We start from the raw sequence: 15,171 nt of genomic DNA, 5'->3' as shown, positions 1-15,171 counted from the left end.
GAGTGAGTGTTCTCGACGACATCAATGCCGGTGTCCGGGAGGATATGGAGGCCCGCCAGCGGCTGGTTTCGCTCGCCGAGCTGAGGGATCGCGTGGCGGCCGTCGCTCCGGCCAGGGACGCCTGGGCCGCCCTGGGCGGGGACTCCGCCAGGGACCAGCTGAAGGTGATCGCCGAGATCAAGCGCAGCAGCCCCTCCAAGGGTGCGCTGGCCACCATCGGCGATCCGGCCTCGCTGGCCCGGCAGTACGCCGACGGCGGCGCGGCCGTGATCAGCGTCCTGACCGAGCAGCGCCGCTTCCACGGTTCCCTTGTGGACCTGGACACGGTCCGCGCTGCGGTGGACGTGCCGCTGTTGCGCAAGGACTTCATGATCGATGAGTACCAGTTCTGGGAAGCCCGCGCCCACGGCGCGGACCTGGTCCTGTTGATCGTCGCCTCCCTCTCCGACGCCCAGCTCCGCGATTATGCGGCGCTGAGCCACGAGCTGGGGATGAACGTCCTGGTCGAGACCCACACCCCGGAGGAAGTCGAGCGGGCCGCGGCCGCGGGCGCCAGGATCATCGGCGTCAACGTCCGCAACCTCAAGACGCTCGACGTCGACCGCTCCGTCTTCGCCGACCTCGTCGCCGCCATCCCCGCCGGCGCGCTCGTCGTCGGCGAGTCCGGTGTGCGCGACGTGGACGACGTCCGGCACTACGCGGCGCACGGCGCCAACGCCGTCCTCGTCGGCGAAGCCCTGGTCAAGAACGCGACTCCGCAGGAGCGGATCGCCGAATTCATGGCCGCGGGCGCCGAGGAAATCGCAGCACGGTCCTGACGCCGGGAGAGCGCCGGGCCTCTGCGGTCCGGCCCTCCGGCGTCTCCGTGCGGCCCCCAAGATCTAGTTAGCAGTGGAACAGGATGGTGAGACTGATGGTCGATGCACCCATGACCGGCTCAGAGGAAAGCCCCGCGGACGCGTTCCTGCAGGGCAACCGGCCCGACGAAGCAGCGCAGGGCACGCCCTCGCTGCGGCACGCCCCGGGACCGTACTTCGGTTCCTACGGCGGCCGCTGGATGCCCGAATCCCTGATCGCCGCCCTGGACGAACTCGAGGACACCTTCGAGAAGGCCAAGGCCGATCCCGAGTTCACCGCCCAGATCGCCGAGCTGAACAAGAACTACTCCGGCCGGCCCTCGCTGCTGACCGAGGCCAAGCGGTTCGCCGAGCACGCCGGGGGAGTGCGGATCTTCCTCAAGCGCGAGGACCTCAACCACACCGGCTCGCACAAGATCAACAACGTCCTCGGCCAGGCCCTGCTGGCCAAGCGGATGGGCAAGACCCGCGTCATCGCCGAGACCGGCGCCGGCCAGCACGGCGTGGCCAGCGCCACCGCCGCGGCCCTGCTGGGGCTCGAGTGCGTCGTCTACATGGGCGCCGAGGACTGCCGCCGGCAGGCCCTCAACGTCGCCCGGATGGAGCTGCTCGGCGCCACTGTGGTCCCCGTGACGAACGGCTCCCAGACGCTCAAGGACGCCATCAACGAGGCCCTGCGCGACTGGGTTGCCAACGTGGACAGCACCCATTACCTGCTGGGCACCGCGGCCGGCGCCCACCCGTTCCCGGCCATGGTGCGCTACTTCCACGAGGTCATCGGCGAGGAAGCCCGCGCCCAGATGCTGGAACAGACCGGCCGGTTGCCGGACGCGGTCTGCGCCTGCATCGGCGGCGGCTCCAACGCCATCGGCATCTTCCACGGCTTCCTGGACGACTCCTCCGTGAAGATCTACGGCTTCGAAGCCGGCGGCGACGGCGTCGAGACCGGCCGCCACGCCGCCACCATCACGCTCGGCCGCCCGGGCGTGCTGCACGGCGCCCGCTCCTACCTGATGCAGGACGAGGACGGCCAGACGGTCGAATCACACTCCATCTCCGCCGGCCTGGACTACCCGGGCGTCGGCCCGGAGCACTCCTACCTCTCGGACATCGGCCGCGTCAGCTACGAGCCCATCACGGACAGCGAGGCCATGGACGCGTTCCGGCTGCTGTGCCGCACCGAGGGCATCATCCCCGCCATCGAGTCGGCCCACGCCCTTGCCGGTGCCATCAAGATCGGCCAGCGCCTCGCCGCGGAAGCGGCAGAGTCCGGCAACCCGGAGAGCGTGCACGAGAAGATCGTGCTGGTAAACCTCTCCGGCCGGGGCGACAAGGACGTGGCCACCGCCGCGGAATGGTTCGACCTGCTGGACAAGAACTCTCCGGAAGCGGAGATCGCCAAGGAAGGGGAGCAGCTGTGAGCTCCGAGACGCCTGCAACGGCCAGCAAGTCAGCCGCCGCTATCGACCGCGCGCGGTCCCAGGGCCGCGCCGCGCTGATCGGCTACCTGCCCGCCGGGTACCCCGCCGTCGAGGAGACCATCGCCGCCGGCATCGCGCTGGCCGAAAACGGCGCCGACCTGATCGAAATCGGGATCCCGTACTCGGACCCGGTCATGGACGGCCAGGTCATCCAGGCCGCCACCACCGAGGCCCTCGCCAAGGGATTCCAGGTCAGCCAGGTCTTCGACGTCGTCCGCGGCATCACCAGCAAGACCGACGCCGCCGTCCTGGTCATGACTTACTGGAACCCCGTGGTCCGGATGGGCGTGGACGAATTCTCCCGCCGCCTGGCCGAGGCCGGGGGAGCCGGGCTCATCACGCCTGACCTGATCCCGGACGAGGCCACCGAATGGATGGCCGCCTCGGACAAGTACGGACTGGACCGGGTGTTCCTGGTGGCGCCGTCCTCGACTCCGGAACGGATGAAGCGGACCGTGGACGCCAGCCGTGGCTTCGTCTACGCGGTCTCCATCATGGGCGTCACCGGTGCCCGCACCTCGGTCAGCTCCGCCGCGAAGAACGTGGTGTCCGCGGCCCGTGCCGCCGGCGCCGAACGCGTCTGCGTGGGCCTGGGCGTCTCCAACGCCGGCCACGTCCGTGAAATCGCCGCCTACGCGGACGGCGTGATCGTCGGCACCGCACTGGTCGCGGCGATCGGTGAGGGCGGCGTCGATGCGGTAGCGTCCCTGACGAAAGAGCTCAGCACCGGCCTCACCAAGGAAGAAGCGTAGTCAATGCAGGCAGTCCTCCACGCGGCAGCGCTGGTTCCCGCGAGCATACCGAGCCCGGTCTGGTCCGGATTCGACATCCCGCTGCCCTGGGGCTCCCTGCGGATCCACGCCTACGCGCTGTGCATCCTGGCCGGCATCATCGCCGGCCTCTGGCTCACCTCCGTGCGCTGGGCCAAGCGCGGTGCCCCTGAGGGCAGCGTCTGGGACATCGCCATCTGGGCCATCCCGTTCGGTATCATCGGCGGCCGGCTCTACCATGTGGTTTCCTCCCCGGACGCCTACTTCGGCCCCGGATTCGACGGCACCGGCGACCTCTCGCTCATCCCGCAGATCCAGCGTGGCGGCCTGGGCATCTGGGGCGCCGTGCTGCTCGGCGCGGTGGGCGCCTGGATCGGCTGCCGCCGCGCCGGCGTCAAGCTCAGCGCCTTCGTCGACGCCGCCGCGCCCGGCCTGCTGCTGGCCCAGGCCATCGGCCGCTGGGGCAACTACTTCAACCAGGAACTCTTCGGCGGCCCCACCACCCTGCCGTGGGGCCTGCAGGTGGACCCCACCAACCCGAACTTCCCCGCAGGAATGCCGGCGGACACGCTCTTCCACCCGACCTTCCTCTACGAGTCTCTGTGGAACCTCGTCGGCGTCGTGATCCTGCTGGCCCTGGACCGGAGGTTCTCCTTCCGCCGCAGCCGGCTCTTCTGGCTCTACGCCATGTACTACACTCTGGGTCGGGTCTGGATCGAGGCCATGCGCATCGACGATGCCGAGCAGATCAGCCTGTTCGGCATCACCACCCGCCTCAACGTCTGGACCAGCCTCCTGGTCCTGGCCGGCTCGCTGCTGGCCTTCATCCTCCTGGGGCTGCGGAAGAAGACGGGCGAGGACACCGTGTACCTGCCCGGCCGCGAACCCGCCGCCGTCGAGGGTGACGCTGAGGATGCCGACGACGACCACGTCACCGAAGGCAGCGCGGAGGAGCGCGATGCCGCCGAAGGCAGTGCGGAAGAGCGCGACGGCGAACGGGACGCGGAGGACCGCGACGGCGACGCCGTCGAGGGCGGCCGCGACGCCGAGAAGGCCACCGTCCCGGCCGTCCGCCATTCGGACTCGGCTGTCTCAGATAATGAATCCCGTGATAATCTCCCGGTGAATACCAGCGGTCCGGACCGGGCTTCGGCCCAGGCCGTAGCCGCGGGCGAACCCAACGGCGGCCACGATGCCGCCGCCGCGAAGCCGGCAACCGGGAAAACCGGCCGCCGCGCCGCCGGAACCGCGCCGGAGACTGACGCCACCCCATAGTTCAGGACCGGCATTCGGGCTGCAGGGAAACCCCCGGCCGGGCCCGTTACCCACAGCGTCGTGGTCTCACAGGACAGCGCGTCCGGCACATAACAGCCGCGCGCAAGTCCGGCCGGCGGCCCGCGTAACTGTTCGTGCAGTATGCGGCCCTGGCCTACAATTCCAGTAGGAAAATCACACTGTTGTGCCCGTCACACCGGCGCAGCGTCACGGGCCAATGTTGTCCCTCCCATACGCTCGATCAGGAGGAAGGACGTCTCCCATGACCCAAACTCTGCACAGCCCCAGCTGGTCCGAACCGGACCAGCCCGCGACGGCACTCTCGCCTTTCCGGCGCTTCGCGGCACTGCCCGACGCCGCAGGCCTCTACAACCCGGAGCAGGAGAAGGACGCCTGCGGCCTGGCCATCATTGCCACCCTCCGCGGCGAACCCGGCTACGACATCGTCGATGCCGCCCTCACCGCCCTGCGCAACCTCGAACACCGCGGCGCCGTCGGAGCCGATGAGGGAACCGGCGACGGTGCCGGCCTCCTCATGCAGATCCCGGACGAGTTCTTCCGCGCCGTGACCAGCTTCGAGCTGCCCGCCGCCGGCCAGTACGTGGTGGGCACCGCCTTCCTCCCCGCCGAACAGCGCGAAGCCGACGCCGCGAAGGCAGGCATCGAAGCCCTCGCCGCCGATGAGGGCCTCACCGTCCTCGGCTGGCGTGAGGTGCCGGTCGTCGCCGACCTGGTCGGCGCCATGGCCCGGGCCTGCATGCCCTACTTCTCCCAGCCGTTCCTGGCCTCCAGCACCGGTGAGGCGCTCTCCCACAACGACCTGGACTCCCGGGCCTGGCGGATCCGCAAGCGCGCGCAGAACAAGTTCGGCGTCTACTTCCCGTCGCTCTCGTCCCGGACGATCGTCTACAAAGGCATGCTCACCACCGCGCAGCTGGAGCCGTTCTACCCGGACCTCTCGGACAAGCGCTTCAAGACCAAGCTGGCGATCGTGCACTCGCGCTTCTCCACCAACACCTTCCCGTCCTGGCCCCTTGCCCAGCCGTTCCGCACCATCGCGCACAACGGCGAGATCAACACCGTCAAGGGCAACCGGAACTGGATGCGGGCCCGCCAGTCGCAGCTGGCCAACCCGCTGCTGGGCGACAGCCCCGAGGAGCTGTACCCGATCTGCACCCCCGGCGCCTCGGACTCGGCGTCGTTCGATGAGGTCGCCGAGCTGCTCTGGCTCTCCGGCCGGCCCATCACGCACTCGATCATGATGATGATCCCCGAGGCCTGGGAAAACCACGCCACCATGGACCCCGCCCGCCGGGCGTTCTACGAGTACCACTCCCTGCTGATGGAGCCGTGGGACGGCCCCGCCGCGGTGTCCTTCACCGACGGCGCCCTGGTCGGCGCCACCCTGGACCGCAACGGCCTGCGCCCGGGCCGCTACTGGATCACCGAGGACGGCCTGGTGGTCTTCGCCTCCGAGGTCGGCGTGATCGACGTCGAACCGGCCAAGGTGGTCAAGAAGGGCCGCGTCTCGCCCGGCAAGATGTTCCTGGTGGATACCGAGGCGGGCCGGATCATCGACGACTCCGAGGTCAAGGCCGAGGTGGCCGCGGCCAACCCGTGGGCCGAATGGCTCAAGGACAACCTGATCGACCTCAAGGACCTGCCAGAGCGCGAGCACGTGGTGCACACCGCCGCGTCGGTGAACATCCGCCAGCGCACCTTCGGCTACACCACCGAGGAACTGAAGATCCTGCTCGGCCCGATGGCCCGGACCGGTGCCGAACCCCTCGGCGCCATGGGTTCGGACACCCCGGTGGCCGTGCTCTCCAAGCGGCCCCGGCTCTTGTTCGACTACTTCGTGCAGTCCTTCGCCCAGGTCACCAACCCGCCGCTGGACGCCATCCGCGAGGAACTGGTCACGTCGCTGACCTGCGCGATCGGCCCCAACGGCAACCTGCTGGACACCAAGCGGGTCCGCCAGCCGCAGGTCTCGCTGCCGTTCCCCGTGATCAACAACGACCAGCTGGCCAAGATCGCGAACATCGAGAACGCCGACGGCGACCGCGTAGCCATGAAGGTCCGCGGCCTGTACCGGCCCGAGGGCGGCGAGAACGCGCTCCGGGCCCGGCTGACCGAGATCTGCGAGCAGGTTTCCGGCGCGATCAACCGCGGGGTGCAGTACATCGTGCTCTCGGACCGCGACTCGAACGCCCAGTGGGCCCCGATCCCGTCCCTGCTGCTGGTCAGCGCCGTGCACCACCACCTGCTGCGCAGCGCCAACCGCACCAAGACCGCGCTGGTGGTCGAGGCAGGCGACGTCCGCGAGACCCACCACGTGGCCGTGCTGATCGGCTACGGCGCGTCCGCGGTCAACCCGTACCTGGCGATGGAATCCGTGGAACAGCTAATCGCCTGCGGCGACGTCACCGGCGTCACCCCGCAGGACGGCGTCTACAACCTGATCAAGGGCCTGGGCAAGGGCGTCCTGAAGATCATGTCCAAGATGGGCATCTCCACGGTGGCCTCCTACACCGGCGCCCAGACCTTCGAGGCGCTCGGCCTCGGCCAGGAACTGGTGGATGAATACTTCGCCGGCACCCACTCCCAGCTCGGCGGCGTCGGCCTCGACGTGATCGCGGCCGAGGTGGCCGCCCGGCACCGCATGGCCTACCCGGAGAACGGGATCGAGCAGCCGCACCAGCCGCTGCTGGGCGGCGGCGAGTACCAGTGGCGCCGCGACGGCGAACCGCACCTGTTCAACCCGGAGACGGTCTTCCGGCTGCAGCACGCCACCCGGGAACGCCGCTACGACATCTTCAAGGCCTACACCCGCGGCGTGGACGACCAGTCCACCAACCTGATGACCCTCCGCGGGCTGCTGAAGTTCAAGGACGGACTGCGTCCGGCCGTGCCGCTGGAGGAAGTGGAACCGGTCTCAAGCATCGTCAAGCGCTTCTCCACCGGCGCCATGAGCTACGGTTCCATCTCCCAGGAGGCCCACGAAACCCTCGCCATCGCGATGAACCGCCTCGGCGGCAAGTCCAACACGGGCGAGGGCGGTGAGGACGTCGAGCGGCTGCTGGACCCCACCCGCCGCTCTGCGGTCAAGCAGATCGCGTCCGGCCGGTTCGGCGTCACCAGCCTCTACCTGACCAACGCCGACGACATCCAGATCAAGATGGCCCAGGGCGCCAAGCCCGGCGAGGGCGGCCAGCTGATGGCCCAGAAGGTCTACCCCTGGGTGGCCCGGACCCGGCACTCCACGCCCGGCGTCGGACTCATCTCCCCGCCGCCGCACCACGACATTTACTCGATCGAGGACCTCGCGCAGCTGATCTACGACGCCAAGCGCGCCAACCCCTCGGCCCGGGTGCACGTCAAGCTCGTCTCCGAGGTGGGCATCGGCACCGTGGCCGCCGGCGTGACAAAGGCCAAGGCCGACGTCGTGCTGGTCTCCGGCCACGACGGCGGCACCGGCGCCTCGCCGCTGAACTCGCTCAAGCACGCCGGTGTGCCGTGGGAACTCGGCCTCGCCGAGACCCAGCAGACCCTGATGCTCAACGGCCTGCGCGACCGCGTGGTGGTGCAGGTGGACGGCCAGCTCAAGACCGGCCGCGACGTGGTCATCGCCGCGCTGCTCGGCGGCGAGGAATACGGCTTCGCCACCGCGCCGCTGGTGGTCTCCGGCTGCATCATGATGCGCGTCTGCCACCTCGACACCTGCCCGGTGGGAGTCGCGACGCAGAACCCGGAACTCCGGTCCCGGTTCAACGGCAAGCCCGAGTTCGTGGTCAACTTCTTCGAATTCCTGGCCGAGGAAGTCCGCGAAATCCTCGCCGAACTGGGCTTCCGCAGCCTGGAGGAGGCAATCGGCCACGCCGAGATGCTGGACACCCGCGAGGCGATCAGCCACTGGAAGGCCGAGGGCCTGGACCTGGACCCCATCCTGCACGGGCTGGAGTTCGACGACGACGCGCCGCTGCGCAACCTCACCGGCCAGAACCACGAACTGGACAAACACTTCGACCAGCGCCTGATCGGGATGGCCGCTGAGGCCCTCAGCGACCGGACGCCGGTGAAGATCTCCGTCGACGTGATCAACACGGACCGCTCCGTGGGCACCATGCTGGGCCACGAGGTCACCAAGACCTTCGGCACCGACGTGCTCGCCCCGGACACCATCGACATCACCCTGACCGGCACCGCCGGCCAGTCGCTCGGCGCGTTCCTGCCCGCGGGTATTACGCTGCGCATGTTCGGCGACTCCAACGACTACGTCGGCAAGGGCCTCTCCGGCGGCCGCGTCATCGTCCGCCCGGACCGCACCAACGTCTTCCCGGCCGAGCGCAACGTCATCGCCGGCAACGTGATCGGCTACGGCGCCACCAGCGGCGAGCTGTTCCTGCGCGGCCAGGTGGGGGAGCGGTTCATGGTCCGCAACTCCGGCGCCACCGCAGTCGTCGAGGGCATCGGCGACCACGGCTGCGAGTACATGACCGGCGGCCAGGCGCTCATCATCGGACGGACCGGCCGGAACTTCGGCGCGGGCATGTCCGGCGGCACCGCCTACGTCCTGGACCTGCAGCCCGAACGGGTGAACAAGCAGGCCCTCGACGCCGGCGAACTGCTGCTGCGCGAGCTGGACGCCGAGGACCGCGAGATCGTCCGCGCGCTGCTGACCCGGCACGTGGAGGAAACCGAGTCCCAGCACGCCGCCCGGCTGCTCGAGGACTTCGACGACACCGCCGCCCGCATCACTAAGGTCCTGCCGCGCGACTACGCGGCGGTCCTGCAAACCCGTCTCGACGCCATCGAAGAGGGCCTGGACCCCGACGGCGAAGAAGTTTGGTCTCGAATCCTGGAGGTTACCGGTGGCTGATCCACGCGGATTTTTGAAAGTACGCCAGCGTGAGACCCAGCCGCGCCGTCCCGTCCCGGTCCGCATCATGGACTGGAAAGAGGTCTACGAGGCGCAGGAGAAGGGTGTCCTGAACGCCCAGGCCGGCCGCTGCATGGACTGCGGCGTGCCGTTCTGCCACCAGGGCTGCCCGCTGGGAAACCTGATCCCGGAATGGAATGACCTGGTCTGGCGGGACAAAGGCGAAGAGGCGATGGAGCGGCTGCACGCCACCAACAACTTCCCCGAGTTCACCGGCCGGCTCTGCCCCGCTCCCTGCGAGGCGTCCTGCGTGCTGGGCATCAACCAGCCCGCCGTGACCATCAAGCAGGTTGAGGTTTCGATCGTGGACCAGGCGTTCGACAACGGCTGGGTCACCCCGCTGCCGCCGGCGCGCCTCACCGGCAAGACGGTCGCCGTCGTCGGCTCCGGTCCCGCCGGCCTGGCCGTGGCCCAGCAGCTCACCCGGGTGGGCCACACGGTTGCCGTCTACGAACGCGACGACAAGATCGGCGGCCTGCTGCGTTACGGCATCCCCGACTTCAAGATGGAAAAGGACCACGTCGACCGCCGGCTGGACCAGATGAAGGCCGAAGGCACTCGCTTCCGCACCGGCGTCGCCGTCGGCACCGACGTGACCTGGGAACAGCTGCGCCGCCGCTACGACGCCGTCGTGATCGCCACCGGCGCCACCGTGCCCCGTGACCTGCCGATCCCGGGCCGCGAGCTCGAGGGCGTGCACTTCGCCATGGACTACCTGGTGCCCGCGAACCGCGTGGTGGCGGGGGAGACCGTGGAGAACCAGATCAACGCCGCGGGCAAGCACGTGGTGATCCTCGGCGGCGGCGACACCGGCGCGGACTGCCTCGGCACGGCCCACCGGCACCAGGCCGCCTCCGTGACCACCCTGGCGATCGGCAAGCAGCCGGCCGCCGAGCGTGCGCCGCACCAGCCGTGGCCCACCTTCCCGACCCTGTTCGAGGTGGCCAGCGCCCACGAGGAAGGCGGCGAGCGGACCTACCTGGCGTCCACCGTCGAGTTCGTCGGCGAGAACGGCAAGCTCACCGGCGTCAAGGTCGCCGAGACTGAGTTCGTCGACGGCAAGCGCCTGCCCAAGGCCGGGACCGAGCGGATCATCCCGGCTGACCTGGTGTTCCTTTCGCTCGGCTTCACCGGCGCCGAACCGGCCGGCATCACCGAGCAGGTCCACGCCGACTTCGATGGCCGCGGCAACGTGGCCCGGGACGGCTACTACATGACCAACACCGAGGGCGTGTTCGTCGCCGGTGACGCCGGCCGCGGCCAGTCGCTGATCGTCTGGGCGATCGCCGAGGGCCGGGCCTGCGCCGCCGCGGTGGACAAGTTCCTGATGGGCAGCACCACGCTGCCCGCGCCAGTCGCGCCGACGGACCGTGCCATCTCGGTCCTCTAAACCGGCTCCGGGCCGGCGGGGCGATCCCTCGCCGGCCCGTGAAGGACGCCTGCCGTTCTTCTCCCCGTCAGCTTAAACAACCAAGAGACTACTAGGGTAGGTATATGAGACGCGCTAAAATTGTGGCCACCTTTGGACCGGCGATCGCCAGCTTCGAGAACACTCTCGCCGTGCTGGAAGCCGGCGTGGATGTGGCCCGGATGAACATGAGCCACGGCGACTACTCCGTGCACGACAACACGTACGAGAACGTGCGCAAGGCCTCCAAGCAGCTCGGCAAGGCCGTCGCCATCATGGCCGACCTGCAGGGTCCCAAGATCCGCCTCGGCCGCTTCGTCGACGGGCCGCATCTGCTCGCCGTCGGCGACATCTTCACCATCACCACCGAGGACGTCCCGGGCACCAAGGACATCTGCTCCACCACCCTGAAGAGCCTCACCGAGGACGTCAACCCGGGCGATGCCCTGCTGATCGACGATGGCAAGGTGGCCCTGCGCGCCCTGGAGGTCGACGACGTCAAGGTCGTCGCCCAGGTGGTCGTGGGTGGCTTCGTGTCCAACAACAAGGGCATCAACCTCCCCGGCGTGGCCGTCAACGTGCCCGCGCTGAGCGAAAAGGACGAGGATGACCTCCGCTGGGCCATGAAGCGCGGCGTCGACATGGTGGCGCTGTCCTTCGTCCGCGATGCCTCCGACATTACCCGCGTCCACGAGATCATGGACGAGGAGGGCCGCCGGGTTCCGGTGATCGCAAAGATCGAGAAGCCGCAGGCCGTGGAGCAGCTGCCGGAGATCATCGACGCGTTCGACGCCATCATGGTGGCCCGTGGCGACCTCGGTGTGGAGCTTCCGCTGGAGGAAGTGCCGATCGTGCAGAAGCGCGCCGTCGAACTGGCCCGCCGCTGGGCCAAGCCGGTCATCGTCGCCACCCAGGTGCTCGAATCCATGATCGACAACCCGCGCCCGACCCGCGCCGAGGCCTCCGACTGCGCCAACGCCGTGCTCGACGGTGCCGACGCGGTCATGCTCTCCGGCGAAACCAGCGTGGGTAAGTTCCCGATCGAGACCGTCAAGACCATGGCCCGGATCATCGAATCCACAGAGGTCCACGGCCTGGAGCGCGTCCCCCCGCTGGGCACCAAGCCCAAGACCCGCGGCGGCGCCATCACCCGTGCCGCCGTCGAGATCGCCGACCAGCTGGAGGCCAAGTACATCTGTACTTTCACCCAGTCCGGTGACTCCGCCCGCCGCCTCTCCCGCCTGCGCCCCACCCGCCCGGTGTTCGCCTTCACCCCGGTGGAGCACGTGTGGAACCAGCTGGCGCTGACCTGGGGTATCCAGCCGGTGCTGGTCCCGATGGTGGGTCACACGGATGAGATGACGGCCCAGGTGGACCGCAACCTCCTCGAGATGGACCTCGTCGACGACGGCGACATGGTGGTTATCGCCGCCGGTTCGCCTCCGGGCAAGGCCGGTTCGACCAACATGCTCAAGGTGCACCGCGTGGGCGATCTCGCCGACGCCGGCAGCCAGGGCGACGCGACCGTCACCAAGGACAAGCTCGGCCCGTGGCCGGAAAAGAAGAAGAAGAACAACAAGATCTAGTTCTTTGGACACAGAAAGGAGGGCCCCGCCGCTGGAAACCAGCGGCGGGGCCCTCCTTGTTTACGTGCTGTGTGGCCCTAGTTGACCTGGTTGATGATGGTCTCGGCGACTTCGCGCATGCTCAGGCGGCGGTCCATCGAGGTCTTCTGGATCCAGCGGAAAGCCTCCGGCTCCGTCAGGCCCATCTTGGTGGTCAGCAGGCTCTTGGCGCGCTCGACCAGCTTGCGGGTGGCGAACTGCTCCTGCAGGTCGCTGACCTCGCTCTCCAGGGCCTTGATCTCCTCGTGCCGGGACAGGGCGATCTCCAGGGCGGGGATCAGGTCCGCGGGGGTGAAGGGCTTGACCACGTAGGCCATGGCGCCGGCGTCGCGGGCGCGCTCGACCAGTTCCTTCTGGCTGAAGGCGGTCAGCAGCACGACCGGGGCGATGCGCGCCTTGACGATCTTCTCGGCGGCGGAGATGCCGTCCATGACGGGCATCTTCACGTCCATGAGGACCAGGTCCGGCTTCAGCTCCTCGGCGAGCTGCACGGCCTTCTCGCCGTTGTCCGCCTCGCCGACGACGTCGTAGCCTTCGCCGCGCAGGATCTCGATGATGTCCAGGCGGATGAGGGTCTCATCCTCGGCGACCACGACGCGGCGGGCGGGCTGGGAAGCGGGGGTGGAATCCGTCTGTTCTGACACGGGAACTCCTTGAAAAGGTACGGCGGGCGTTGTGCCATTCTGTGGCGCGTCCGCGGGTGTACTGGGGCCGTTGGGGATCGATGCGGCTTCACTGGCGCGATTCTGGAATTCAGCCTATCTGCATGTAGAGTAAATCCGCGCACCGGAAGCGATCGCGTTGCTCACAGGACCCCTGGAGCGGCCGATTATGACAGCCGGTGTCTCCGCGCCCGAGTGGCGGAATTGGCAGACGCGCCGCACTCAAAATGCGGTATCGAAAGGTGTGTGGGTTCGAGTCCCACCTCGGGCACAGTTTGGACCCCTCGTCAGAGGGGTTTTTTGCTTTAACGTCTGTGCAGCGCTCCGTCCGGGGGCACTTTGGCGCGGACTCGCCGTTAGCCAGGCAGCCGGCGTCGGGCATTGACCCTGAAAGTTCCCCCGGACAGAGGCGGCGACGCAGTAAAGCGGCGTCCGCATGCGGTTCGGCCCGCGGCGCGACCCCTCGTCGGAGGGGACCACGCCGAGGCCGGCTAGGGCCAGAGTTCCTTGAAGTGGTGCGGCGCTCAGTCCTCAAGCTTCGAATGCTCGCCCAGCCGGTGCCACGAACGGTTGTGGTAAACCAGTGCGTCGCCGGGTTCGCCCGCTTGGACGTCACGCATCATGCGGAACTCCAAGGCGTGGACGGCGAGGATCGTGGACGTCCCGACCTCCATGCGGTTGATCACGGCGCAGCGCACCCAGGCACGCGCGTCGTCGTACACCGCCTCTCCGGTTGCAAGGGTCGACCAGCGGTGCGTCTGGTCAAAGCGGTCGGCCCCGGGGGTCGCTCCACGCTTCGCAAGGTCGACGTCGTGCGCGTCCAGCAGGTGCACGACGACGGTGTCGGCGCGCAGAAGTACCTCCGACGCCGAGGACAGCGCCGAGACCGAGAAGATCAGCAATGGAGGGTCCGCACTGACTGACACGACCGACGATACCGTCAGCGCCACCGGTCCTTCGCCGGCATCTGCGGTGATGACGGCGACACCTCCCGGGTGGCCGCGGAACAGCGCCTTGAATTCGTCGGCCGTGAGGGAAGACGTGAAGCGTTGCGCGGGTGCCTGCAGCCAGGTATCCGGAGGGTAGGCGTGAAACACGGTTACGACGCCCCGGGAGCGGAGCGGGCGAGCTCCTCGCGAACGATGCTCGTCCCTGCACTCAGGGCACTCAGCTTCGCCAGTGCCACATCCCGGGGAAACGGTGCCATGCCGCAGTTGGAGCTGGGGATCAGCTTGTCCGCATCCACGAACTGGAGGGCCCGGCGGAGCGTGTCGGCGACCTCCTCCGGGGTCTCGACGGTCTCGCTTGCGACGTCGATGGCCCCGAGCATGACTTTCTTGCCGCGGAGGAGTTCGATGAGGTCCATGGGCACGTGGGAGTTCTGGCATTCCAGCGAGATGATGTCGATGCTGGAGGCCTGCAACAGCGGGAAGGTCTCCTCGTACTGCCGCCACTGCGCGCCGAGGGTCGCCTTCCAGTCGTTATTGGCCTTGATCCCGTAGCCGTAGCAGATATGCACGGCGGTCTCCGCGCGCAGTCCCTCTGCCGCTCTCTCCAGGGCGGCCACGCCCCAGTCCTTAACCTCGTCGAGGAAAACATTGAACGCGGGCTCGTCGAACTGGATGATGTCCACGCCGGCCGCTTCCAGCTCTTTCGCCTCCTGGTTCAGGATCGTGGCGAACTCCCAGGCCAGCTTCTCGCGGCTCTTGTAGTGGTCATCGTAGAGCGTGTCCACCATCGTCATCGGACCGGGAAGAGTCCACTTGATCGGGCGGTCGGTGGTTGCGCGGAGGAACCTTGCGTCGTCGACGAAGACGGGCCGTTCGCGGCGCACCGGTCCGACGACGGTCGGCACGCTCGCGTCGTAGCGGTCGCGGATGCGCACGGTTTTGCGCTGTTCAAAGTCGACCCCGCTGAGATTCTCGATGAAGGTCGTGACGAAGTGCTGGCGGGTCTGCTCGCCGTCACCGACGATGTCGATGCCGCGTCGGGTCTGCTCGTGGATTGCGATGCGCAGCGCATCCTCCTTGCCCTCGAGCAGTGCATCTCCCTCCAGCTTCCACGGGGACCAAAGAGTCTCCGGCTGGGCGAGCCACGATGGCTTCGGCAGGCTTCCGACGACGGTGGTGGGCAAAAGTGTGTTCATGAGTGAGG

At 68.3% G+C, this 15,171-nt stretch carries 10 protein-coding genes and 1 tRNA gene; 8 read left to right on the top strand and 3 right to left on the bottom strand.

Translation table 11 applies throughout. The features are described from left to right. The first annotated feature begins 2 nt into the window (after positions 1-2). The 7 genes from trpC (at position 3) to pyk (ending at position 12,316) form a co-directional block, all read left to right on the top strand. The gene (gene trpC / locus QWJ39_RS11900; protein WP_290258042.1) at positions 3-818 is read left to right on the top strand and encodes an indole-3-glycerol phosphate synthase TrpC; all 816 of its coding nucleotides are present in this window, start codon (positions 3-5) and stop codon (positions 816-818) included. A gap of 95 nt (positions 819-913) precedes the next feature. After that, complete coding sequence (trpB, locus tag QWJ39_RS11895; protein WP_290258041.1) at positions 914-2,278, top strand: tryptophan synthase subunit beta; 1,365 nt, start codon at positions 914-916, stop codon at positions 2,276-2,278. After that, positions 2,275-3,090 carry a tryptophan synthase subunit alpha gene (gene trpA / locus QWJ39_RS11890; RefSeq protein WP_290258040.1) on the top strand — a complete coding sequence of 272 codons (816 nt, stop codon included), beginning with the start codon at positions 2,275-2,277 and terminating at the stop codon, positions 3,088-3,090. Before trpB ends, trpA begins: the two co-directional genes overlap by 4 nt. 3 nt (positions 3,091-3,093) lie before the next feature. Then, a complete protein-coding gene (lgt, locus tag QWJ39_RS11885) occupies positions 3,094-4,383 on the top strand; it encodes a prolipoprotein diacylglyceryl transferase (protein WP_290258039.1) in 1,290 nt (429 codons plus the stop codon). A 262-nt stretch (positions 4,384-4,645) separates the two neighbouring features. Continuing rightward, positions 4,646-9,262 (top strand): glutamate synthase large subunit, encoded by a 4,617-nt coding sequence (gene gltB / locus QWJ39_RS11880; RefSeq protein ID WP_290258038.1) that lies wholly within the window; start codon positions 4,646-4,648, stop codon positions 9,260-9,262. Then, positions 9,255-10,712 (top strand): glutamate synthase subunit beta, encoded by a 1,458-nt coding sequence (locus tag QWJ39_RS11875; protein ID WP_290258037.1) that lies wholly within the window; start codon positions 9,255-9,257, stop codon positions 10,710-10,712. The genes gltB and QWJ39_RS11875 overlap by 8 nt, the downstream gene beginning before the upstream one ends. A 104-nt stretch (positions 10,713-10,816) precedes the next feature. After that, the gene (gene pyk, locus QWJ39_RS11870) at positions 10,817-12,316 is read left to right on the top strand and encodes a pyruvate kinase (RefSeq protein WP_290258036.1); all 1,500 of its coding nucleotides are present in this window, start codon (positions 10,817-10,819) and stop codon (positions 12,314-12,316) included. A gap of 77 nt (positions 12,317-12,393) precedes the next feature. Here the strand turns inward: pyk and QWJ39_RS11865 are convergent, their stop codons facing one another. Continuing rightward, on the bottom strand, positions 12,394-12,999 hold the full coding sequence (locus QWJ39_RS11865; RefSeq protein ID WP_290258035.1) for a response regulator: 606 nt from the start codon (positions 12,997-12,999) through the stop codon (positions 12,394-12,396). Positions 13,000-13,206: 207 nt separating this feature from the next. Here QWJ39_RS11865 and QWJ39_RS11860 point away from each other — a divergent pair. Further along, positions 13,207-13,288: transfer RNA gene (locus tag QWJ39_RS11860), tRNA-Leu, on the top strand. A 253-nt stretch (positions 13,289-13,541) separates the two neighbouring features. Here the strand turns inward: QWJ39_RS11860 and QWJ39_RS11855 are convergent. Further along, positions 13,542-14,114, bottom strand: a complete 573-nt coding sequence (locus tag QWJ39_RS11855) for a flavin reductase family protein (protein ID WP_290258034.1) — start codon at positions 14,112-14,114, stop codon at positions 13,542-13,544. A 2-nt stretch (positions 14,115-14,116) separates the two neighbouring features. Beyond that, on the bottom strand, positions 14,117-15,163 hold the full coding sequence (locus QWJ39_RS11850) for a methionine synthase (protein ID WP_290258033.1): 1,047 nt from the start codon (positions 15,161-15,163) through the stop codon (positions 14,117-14,119). Positions 15,164-15,171: the final 8 nt, after the last annotated feature.

The sequence above is a fragment of the Arthrobacter sp. YD4 genome (assembly GCF_030410515.1).
In the GTDB taxonomy this organism is placed as follows: domain Bacteria; phylum Actinomycetota; class Actinomycetes; order Actinomycetales; family Micrococcaceae; genus Arthrobacter.
The sequence above is the reverse complement of the archived record's forward strand: the minus strand, read 5'-3'. Positions and strand labels throughout refer to the sequence as shown.